Origin of the sequence: Micromonospora sp. NPDC005806, assembly GCF_042871425.1 — a bacterium.
GTDB lineage: Bacteria > Actinomycetota > Actinomycetes > Mycobacteriales > Micromonosporaceae > Micromonospora.
Window position 1 is genome coordinate 1783 of sequence record NZ_JBIAIL010000089.1, and the last position, 3673, is coordinate 5455.

A 3673-nucleotide genomic window follows, 5' to 3' on the forward strand; every position below is an offset into this window, starting at 1 on the left:
GGAGCCCGCGCCGCCCGAATGTGGTGGTGGGGTGCTCAATGGCGGAGACACTGGCGAGTCTTTCCCTGGCAACGGCCGGGTTCCTTCTAGTACGGCCACCTCGTGTGGTGTGGAACGAAGTCCTGGTGCGGCTGGGGAGGGATGTAAAGCACCCTGTTGGGTCCTGAAAGAACAACTTCGGTTGTCTTTCAGAGCCGTGAGCGGAGCGGAGCTCCGCCGGCGCCAGGCACGACCTGGCCTCGCAAACCGGGATCCCTTGCGGGGGGTCATAGGTGTGGGGCGGTTCGGGTTGTGGGTTGGTCGTTTGTTGAGAATTGCACAGTGGACGCGAGCATCTTTGTGGTCAAGTTGTCAAGGGCGAACGGTGGATGCCTTGGCACCAGGAGCCGATGAAGGACGTGGGAGGCCGCGATAGGCCTGGGGGAGCTGTCAACCAAGCTGTGATCCCAGGGTGTCCGAATGGGGAAACCCGGCACCAGTCATGTGGTGTCACCCGCACCTGAACACATAGGGTGTGTGGGGGGAACGCGGGGAAGTGAAACATCTCAGTACCCGTAGGAAGAGAAAACAAATAGTGATTCCGTGAGTAGTGGCGAGCGAAAGCGGATTGAGGCTAAACCGGCTGCGTGTGATACCTGTCAGGGGTTGCGTGGTCGGGGTTGTGGGACCCTGCTCAACAGGCTGACAACTGTTGGAGGAGTTACAAAGCCAGCTGCTAGCCGAATGGTGTGGAAAAGCCAACCGTAGGCGGTGATAGTCCGGTAGGTGAAAGTGGCTGGTCTCCTGTGGGTGTTCCCGAGTAGCGGCGGACCCCTGAAATCTGCCGTGAATCTGCCAGGACCACCTGGTAAGCCTAAATACTTCCTGGTGACCGATAGCGGACGAGTACCGTGAGGGAATGGTGAAAAGTACCCCGGGAGGGGAGTGAAATAGTACCTGAAACCGTTCGCCTACAATCCGTCGGAGCCTTGCGGGGTGACGGCGTGCCTTTTGAAGAATGAGCCTGCGAGTTAGTGGCATGTGGCGAGGTTAACCCGTGTGGGGGAGCCGTAGCGAAAGCGAGTCTGAATAGGGCGTTTGAGTCGCATGCTCTAGACCCGAAGCGGAGTGATCTAGCCATGGGCAGGCTGAAGCGCGGGTAAGACCGCGTGGAGGGCCGAACCCACCAACGTTGAAAAGTTGGGGGATGACCTGTGGTTAGGGGTGAAAGGCCAATCAAACTCCGTGATAGCTGGTTCTCCCCGAAATGCATTTAGGTGCAGCGTCGCGTGTTTCTTGCCGGAGGTAGAGCACTGGATGGTCTAGGGGGCCCACAAGCTTACCGAAATCAGCCAAACTCCGAATGCCGGTAAGTGAGAGCGCGGCAGTGAGACTGCGGGGGATAAGCTTCGTAGTCGAGAGGGAAACAGCCCAGATCACCAGCTAAGGCCCCTAAGCGTGTGCTAAGTGGAAAAGGATGTGGAGTCGCATAGACAACCAGGAGGTTGGCTTAGAAGCAGCCACCCTTTAAAGAGTGCGTAATAGCTCACTGGTCAAGTGGTTCCGCGCCGACAATGTAGCGGGGCTCAAGCACACCGCCGAAGCTGTGGCATTCACATATTGACCTCGCCAGGTCTTGATATCTGGTGCAGGTGTGTGGATGGGTAGGGGAGCGTCGTGCCGGGGGTGAAGCAACGGGGTGACCTAGTTGTGGACGCGGCACGAGTGAGAATGCAGGCATGAGTAGCGAAAGAAGGGTGAGAAACCCTTCCGCCGGATGACCAAGGGTTCCAGGGCCAGGCTAATCCGCCCTGGGTGAGTCGGGACCTAAGGCGAGGCCGAGAGGCGTAGTCGATGGACAACGGGTTGATATTCCCGTACCCGCGAAAGAGCGACCCTGATGAACCTCGTTGTGCTAACCACCCGAGCTGGTGGAGGTCTTCGGACTGATACTGGTGAGCGTGGGAACCTGGCGGGTAGTAGTCAAGCGATGGGGTGACGCAGGAAGGTAGCTGAGCCCGGCCGGTGGTTGTGCCGGGGTAAGCGTGTAGGCCGTGCCGTAGGCAAATCCGCGGCGCATATAGGCTGAGACGTGATGCCGAGCCGATTCAGGTGAAGTCAGTGATCCTATGCTGCCGAGAAAAGCCTCTAGCGAGTTCTTAGCGGCCCGTACCCCAAACCGACACAGGTGGTCAGGTAGAGAATACCGAGGCGATCGGGCGAACTGTGGTTAAGGAACTCGGCAAATTGCCCCCGTAACTTAGGGAGAAGGGGGGCCGGAGACGTGAAGCCCCGCGCGGGTGGAGCGTTGTATGGCCGCAGAGAGCAGGGGGAAGCGACTGTTTACTAAAAACACAGGTCCATGCGAAGAAGTAATTCGATGTATATGGACTGACGCCTGCCCGGTGCTGGAACGTTAAGGGGACCTGTTAGCTCTTCGGGGCGAAGCGGAGAACTTAAGCGCCAGTAAACGGCGGTGGTAACTATAACCATCCTAAGGTAGCGAAATTCCTTGTCGGGTAAGTTCCGACCTGCACGAATGGCGTAACGACTTCCCCACTGTCTCAACCACAGGCCCGGCGAAATTGCATTACGAGTAAAGATGCTCGTTACGCGCGGCAGGACGGAAAGACCCCGGGACCTTTACTATAGCTTGACATTGGTATCCGAATTAGCTTGTGTAGGATAGGTGGGAGCCGGTGAAGCTCATACGCCAGTATGGGTGGAGGCAATCTTGAAATACCACTCTGGTTGATTTGGGTATCTAACTTCGGACCGTTATCCGGTTCAGGGACAGTGTCTGGTGGGTAGTTTAACTGGGGCGGTTGCCTCCTAAAGGGTAACGGAGGCGCCCAAAGGTTCCCTCAGCCTGGTTGGCAATCAGGTGTTGAGTGCAAGTGCACAAGGGAGCTTGACTGTGAGACTGACAGGTCGAGCAGGGACGAAAGTCGGGACTAGTGATCCGGCACTGGCATGTGGAAGCGGTGTCGCTCAACGGATAAAAGGTACCCCGGGGATAACAGGCTGATCTTCCCCAAGAGTCCATATCGACGGGATGGTTTGGCACCTCGATGTCGGCTCGTCGCATCCTGGGGCTGTAGCAGGTCCCAAGGGTTGGGCTGTTCGCCCATTAAAGCGGTACGCGAGCTGGGTTTAGAACGTCGTGAGACAGTTCGGTCCCTATCCGCCGTGCGCGTAGGATACTTGAGAAGGGCTGTCCCTAGTACGAGAGGACCGGGACGGACGAACCTCTGGTGTGCCAGTTGTCCCGCCAGGGGCACGGCTGGTTAGCTACGTTCGGAAGGGATAACCGCTGAAAGCATCTAAGCGGGAAGCTCGCTTCAAGATGAGGTATCCCACCACCCTTTGGGTGGGTAAGGCCCCCAGCTAGACGACTGGGTTGATAGGCCGGAAATGTAAGCCCGGTAACGGGTTCAGTTGACCGGTACTAATAGGCCGAGGACTTGACTACTAAGCTGCTACGCGTCCACTGTGCAACTCCCGACAAACGAACAACAACACCAGCGAGTGTTCGCGGTGGTTGTTTGACATGTCGATAGAGTTACGGCGGTCATGGCGGAGGGGAAACGCCCGGTAACATTCCGAACCCGGAAGCTAAGCCCTCCAGCGCCGATGGTACTGCACTCGGGAGGGTGTGGGAGAGTAGGACACCGCCGGACAAACTTTCCAGTCA

Annotated in this window: 2 rRNA genes; both read left to right on the forward strand. The window is 57.6% G+C overall.

From position 1 onward, the window contains the following. Window positions 1-341: 341 nt before the first annotated feature. Window positions 342-3451: ribosomal RNA gene (locus tag ACFYOS_RS36250) — 23S ribosomal RNA — on the forward strand. A 91-nt stretch (window positions 3452-3542) separates the two neighbouring features. Beyond that, window positions 3543-3659 (forward strand): 5S ribosomal RNA (rrf, locus tag ACFYOS_RS36255). The last annotated feature ends 14 nt before the right edge of the window (window positions 3660-3673 follow it).